The sequence below is a fragment of the uncultured Cyclobacterium sp. genome (assembly GCF_963976465.1).
Taxonomy (GTDB): domain Bacteria; phylum Bacteroidota; class Bacteroidia; order Cytophagales; family Cyclobacteriaceae; genus Cyclobacterium.
The window spans coordinates 1-5,126 of the sequence record NZ_CAXBOC010000424.1 but is presented as its reverse complement, the minus strand read 5'-3'; the positions used below and the strand labels follow the sequence as shown (position 1 = coordinate 5,126).

The window sequence follows — 5,126 nt, the reverse complement described above, 5'->3', positions numbered from 1 at the left end:
CATATTAATAATTAACAATTAACCATTCTCACATTAACAATTAATAATTAACCATTCCCATATTAATAATTAACAATTAACCATTCTCACATTAACAATTAATAATTAACCATCATCTATATTGCTGTAAAAAAGCAAAATATACCTGTATTTCGCATCTTATCGCTATTATTGTAAACAAATCACTAATAGTAATTACCATGAAAAACACTTTCTTATATTATTTACTTTTATTCTTTAGTCTTGCAATTTTAATCTTTAGTTGTAAACAGGAAATTGAGGAAGAACCAATTCCACCGAATATCATATTGGTGATGACAGATGATCAAGGGTATGGAGACATATCAGCCCATGGAAGCCCTGATGTGTCTACACCAAATATGGACAAGTTAAAAACACAGAGTATTAGTTTGGAAGATTTTCAGGTCAGCCCTACTTGTGCGCCTACCAGATCAGCCCTTATGACCGGACGACACCCTTTTAAAAATGGAATAACCCATACTATTTTGGAAAGAGAAAGAATGGCACTGGGTTTAACTACTTTGCCTCAGGTGTTAAAAAGGGGAGGTTATACGAGTGGAATTTTCGGTAAATGGCATTTGGGAGATGAACAGGAGTATCAACCCGATAGTCGTGGATTTGATGAGATGTTTATTCATGGAGCCGGCGGGATTGGCCAGGCTTATGCAGGATCCTGTGCAGATGTACCAGATAATGGGTATTTTGACCCTGTGATCAAACATAATGGTACCTTTCTGAAAACAGAAGGGTTTTGTACCGATGTGTTTTTTACGCAGGCCATGTCCTGGATAAAGGAGAAATCTTCGAATGAGGAACCATTTTTTGCTTATATCACTACAAATGCTCCCCACGGTCCTTTTATAGCTCCTGAGGAATACAAGAAAAAATTCATAGATCAGGGCTATCCGGAAGATGCTCAGGGTTTTTATGGCATGGTAGAAAATATCGATATGAATTTAGGAGTATTAATGGATAAATTAGACGCTTGGGAGATTGCTGACAATACCATTTTAATATTTATGTCTGACAATGGTAAAACCTATGGTGCCTACAATACTGTTCATGGGGAATTCTATAATGCCGGAATGAAAGGATTTAAAGGAAGTGTAAATGAAGGGGGTACCAGAGTCCCTTTCTTTATCAGGTGGCCAAATGTTTTTAATAAAGGTGAGGAGGTAGATGTGATGCTCAATCATTATGATATTCTTCCCACTTTTGCTGAGATAGCCAATATCGACATTTCCGACATTACTGACTTGGATGGCAAAAGCTTTTATTCCAATTTAATAAATGACAGTATACCATCTGAAGATAGGTTTCGATTTTTTCATGGAGGTAGATGGCCCTTAAATCCCAACAATATTTCCGGCCAGGAAGGAACAGAATGTTGGGTAGGGACTGAAGAAACATCCAATCCGGATAATTCAAAATACAAGAAGTTTGCTGTGAGAAATGAACGGTATCGATTTGTAAACAACAGTGAGTTGTATGACTTGTCTCAAGACCCGGGAGAAACACGGAATATAGTAGAGGAGCAGCCTGAACTGATAGCAGAGATGAGAGCAGCCTATGAGGCTTGGTGGTCTGATGTCAGGCCGTTGATGGTTAATGAAAATGCTCCATTGGCTGAAGAAAAACCGTACTGGATTGATTACCAAAAACAAAAGGCGTCCGGGGGCATCAATAATTGGGTAAAACCTAATTTAGATTTGAATAAATGAAAATTGACAGAAAGTTCAATCAGTTAAGTAAGGACGAATATTTTTACTTTATCGATAATTATAAGAAATATTCAGATTTCAATACCTTGGGATTGTACCGTTCCATTTGTGAGAATGAAAATCTTGAATTAAGGGACCAAATTGAAGTTCGAGATCATGCCAATAGGGTTTTTGAAAAGACATTTAATTTTTATCAATTAAAAGACCCTAAAACCTATTTTGATCTAATTACGCTAGGGCTAGAACTAACAGTAGCTGATGAAAGACAAATTTGGTCTGATATTCGTTTCAACCAAGAGAAAATACTAACAGATAAAAAAATTAAGCATAGAAATTTTGGAGCTTATTCTAAACACGATTGTGGCTACGACCACTGCCCTTATAACGGTTTGATGATCAAGCAGGGATCAAGTTTATCGGAAGCGAGTATGCATTTTAAATCTGATAAAAATAAAGCTTCGGCTAAAATGAAATCCCAACGGAATAAGCAACTAAGAAAAAATAAGCATCAAATCTTTCGTGATGAATATGAGGGGTAGGTAAGTTTGTATTTACTTTATAATTTGCTCGATATTTTTTTATGGTATGGTTCAATTCTGATCAATTCCCCTTCGTTTATTGAAAATCCCTGTTGTACATTAACAATGGACAGTATAATGGTATTTCCAAAAGGTATCCTAGAAAAGGGTGTACCTTTACAGCTCGGAATGAACCAAGCAAAGATGCTACCTATTCCGCTCAAGTACCAAGCGCATAAATGGAAACCAAGAAAGACAATGGTCAGCTAGGCAAAGACCAGATTGAGCAATGCATTGCAATTTTAGAAATATTAAACAATGATACGGACCAGATATTTAATATTCTTTTGGATCGTAGAATTGAATTAATTACCCAAGCAGGCCGACTCTCTAGACCTCAAAAAGAGGAGCTGATAAAGCGAAAGAAAAACGCTAAGAAAAAGGTCAAGAAAGAAAGAGCATTCCAAGACAAGTTTGCACGAAATCAAACAGGTATCCGTAGTGCCAGAGAGTCCCATGTCTTTGTAGCGCCAAAAATGGTGACTTATGAAGGAAAAGAAAAAAGGAGCAATAGCGCTTCAATCACTCCTCGAGAATGTCATGTTTGTAAGGAGGTTTTTACCTCCCTTCACCATTTCTATGATACCATGTGCACCGCCTGTGGGGATTTCAATTATGCCAAGCGTTTTCAAACGGCAGATCTTACTGGTCAGGTGGCCTTGGTGACAGGAGCGAGGCTTAAAATTGGTTATCACATTTGCCTGATGATTTTACGGGCAGGCGCCACTGTCATCGCAACGACAAGATTTCCGGTTGATGCTGCCCTACGTTTTTCCAAGGAGGATGATTTTTTAACCTGGGATTCACGGCTTAAAATCCATGGATTAGACTTGAGACATATTCCAAGTGTGGAATTGTTCTGTAATTTTATAACCTCCCAATACATTAGGCTGGATGTATTGATCAATAATGCAGCACAAACAGTAAGACGTCCCGCCGGATTTTACAAACATTTATTATCGAATGAAGAAACAGATCATACCAATTTGCCTTCATTGATAAATAATCTCCTTTCAGATCATCAAGTTTGTTTACAGGAGTTAGGAGCCTTAAGTGCTACAATTGAAGATTCCAACCGAAATTTACCGGTTACCTGGCATGGGAGCCAACTGGGGATTGGCTTGAGTTCCTCAGAAAAAATTATCTCAGATTCCTTATACAATAGATCATGCCTTGGAGCCTGATGCTGTTTTTCCTACCGGGAAGCTGGACGCTGACCTTCAGCAAGTTGATTTAAGAAAAACTAACAGTTGGAGATTAAAGTTGGGTGAGATTCCTACCAATGAAATGCTGGAGGTTCAACTTGTCAATTCCATTGCCCCCTTTGTGCTCAATAACCGCCTGATTCATTTGATGAAAAAAGAAAATACCGGTCAAAAACACATCATCAACGTTTCTGCCATGGAAGGTAAATTCCATAAATATCACAAAGAGTCTCGTCATCCCCATACCAATATGGCCAAAGCAGCTCTGAACATGATGACCCTAACTTCTGCAGCAGAATTTGCCAAGTTTGGTATCTATACCAATGCCGTAGATACGGGATGGGTTACTGATGAGGATCCAATTGAATTGGCCAAGAAAAAAGAAAAAATTCATGATTTCCAGCCCCCACTAGATATTGTTGATGGCGCAGCCCGGGTTTTAGATCCCTTATTCGATGGAATCAATGTGGGTAAACACTGGTGTGGCAAATTCCTAAAAGATTACAAGCCTACAAGCTGGTAATGGTAATAAAGGTTTGGATTTTTTCAATAAAGCTATTTACTCTAAACAAATGGTGTCCAAGGTGGCACTCAATTTTGTCTGGTTTATTTGCTGTTAGAAGTACAATTTTATTCCTGTAGCTAAAGAGATTCCTTTAGCTACAGGAATTTTTTAAGTTTCAAACCAAATACTTTTGGTCTTCGTGGCTTTTTATGTCCTAATGACTTTTGGATAATAGATTAGACAATTCAATAATGTTGAAAGATTTCATTAAATTTAATATAGCTGGCGTTTATAAGATAAGAACAAATCATCATTAAAATTGAAAAGCCAGGCCAATAAATGGACCATTCAAATCAAAGGGTAATTTGTCTGTACTCCTTATGTTATTTAACCTAAAATCAATTTTTGATTCGTCTAGATTCTCTTTGGCATATAGAGTTTCATTGTTCTCATCTGTTCCACTAAACTTAATCATAGGGCTATTGGAGTAAATATTGTATGAATATCCGGCAGTTATAGTTAACATAGAATAGCCTTCAGCCTTCTGAAAAGGAAATGCAAAATCAAATCTTGGTTTAACTGTCCCTTGATTAGAGATTATTTTTATTGAAACATCATCGCTGTAAAAATCTGAATCATTTACTCTGATATACAGATCATTGTTGATGATGTCTCCCAAAGGGGCCTTTGCCCTACCGAATTCTATACCAAGAACTGGTCTGAAAATTATTTTTTTAGATGCCCCAAGTGAAAAATTATAACCATATGCAGTATGAAAGGCTAGGAAATTAACTGATCCAGTAATTCCACTTCCTCCCAGTTCAAAATGATAGCCTTTCAAATTTCCCATTTGGATACCAAAATCAAAAGAGATTCCATATTTTTGCTCCTTAATAGCCTTCTCTCCAAGAAAGGAATCCATACTAGGACTTTCATCTACATAGTTAAGCCACATCAAGGATTCCTCTAGGTTAGTTGATCTGGATCCAATACCTAAATAGTAACCGGAGTAAATATTAGGATCGATTGGTACTTTGGGCGCTGGCACAGGTTCAGGAGCAGGCTCAGGTACATTATCATTGAATCCTGCCATTTG

Annotated in this window: 5 protein-coding genes; 4 read left to right on the top strand and 1 reads right to left on the bottom strand. The window is 37.3% G+C overall.

Annotated features, from left to right (window positions below; translation table 11 throughout):
• Positions 1-200 precede the first annotated feature (200 nt).
• The 4 genes from AAC037_RS19420 (at position 201) to AAC037_RS19405 (ending at position 4,048) form a co-directional block, all read left to right on the top strand.
• Complete coding sequence (locus AAC037_RS19420) at positions 201-1,742, top strand: arylsulfatase (protein WP_339904937.1); 1,542 nt, start codon at positions 201-203, stop codon at positions 1,740-1,742.
• Positions 1,739-2,281, top strand: a complete 543-nt coding sequence (locus AAC037_RS19415) for a hypothetical protein (protein ID WP_339904935.1) — start codon at positions 1,739-1,741, stop codon at positions 2,279-2,281. The genes AAC037_RS19420 and AAC037_RS19415 overlap by 4 nt, the downstream gene beginning before the upstream one ends.
• A 218-nt stretch (positions 2,282-2,499) precedes the next feature.
• Positions 2,500-3,504 carry an SDR family NAD(P)-dependent oxidoreductase gene (locus AAC037_RS19410; protein ID WP_339904933.1) on the top strand — a complete coding sequence of 335 codons (1,005 nt, stop codon included), beginning with the start codon at positions 2,500-2,502 and terminating at the stop codon, positions 3,502-3,504.
• Complete coding sequence (locus tag AAC037_RS19405; RefSeq protein ID WP_339904931.1) at positions 3,494-4,048, top strand: SDR family oxidoreductase; 555 nt, start codon at positions 3,494-3,496, stop codon at positions 4,046-4,048. The genes AAC037_RS19410 and AAC037_RS19405 overlap by 11 nt, the downstream gene beginning before the upstream one ends.
• A 295-nt stretch (positions 4,049-4,343) precedes the next feature.
• Here AAC037_RS19405 and AAC037_RS19400 read toward each other — a convergent pair.
• The coding region (locus AAC037_RS19400; protein ID WP_339904929.1) for a hypothetical protein at positions 4,344-5,126 on the bottom strand (783 nt) is incomplete at its 5' end.